Annotated in this window: 1 protein-coding gene; it reads left to right on the top strand. The window is 58.8% G+C overall.

The window, feature by feature from the left end:
- Positions 1-483: tyrosine-type recombinase/integrase (locus ACLFKU_RS44065; RefSeq protein ID WP_410853433.1), on the top strand; the 483-nt coding region annotated here is incomplete at both ends.

The following is a 483-nucleotide window of genomic DNA, read 5'->3' as shown; positions in this document are numbered from 1 at the left end:
TGTCGCGCATAACCGGCCGTAAGCCGGTCACGGTGGGGCTGGAATTCGGCGTAGTACGGCAGCTTTGCCTGTATCGACGTCGAGAGGATCCATCCGGGTATGTGCCCGAGCATGCGCTCGCACCGGTCAAGGAATCGCACTATATTCCCTACATTTTTTCGCACGATGAAGTGACCCGGATGCTGCGGGTGGCGAGCAGCCATCATGGTCGATGGATCTGGGCACCGATGCTGCGCACGTTAATGCTGGTGCTGTACTGTACCGGCCTGCGACTGGGCGAAGCAGTCCGCCTGCGAATGGATGACGTGGATCTAAAGCGCGGTACGTTCCTGATCACGCACAGCAAGGGACGATCACGTATCATTCCATTTCGCCCGGACCTCGCGCGAGAGTTGCGTCAATACCTTCACGCGCGTCACGAGATCCTCGGACGTCTCGGCGTTAGTGAGCCGCAAGCATTGTTCATCCGGCTTGATGGTACGC

Source organism: Paraburkholderia sp. EG304, from assembly GCF_046543485.1.
GTDB lineage: Bacteria > Pseudomonadota > Gammaproteobacteria > Burkholderiales > Burkholderiaceae > Paraburkholderia > Paraburkholderia youngii.
This window is presented reverse-complemented; position numbering and strand designations above follow the sequence as displayed.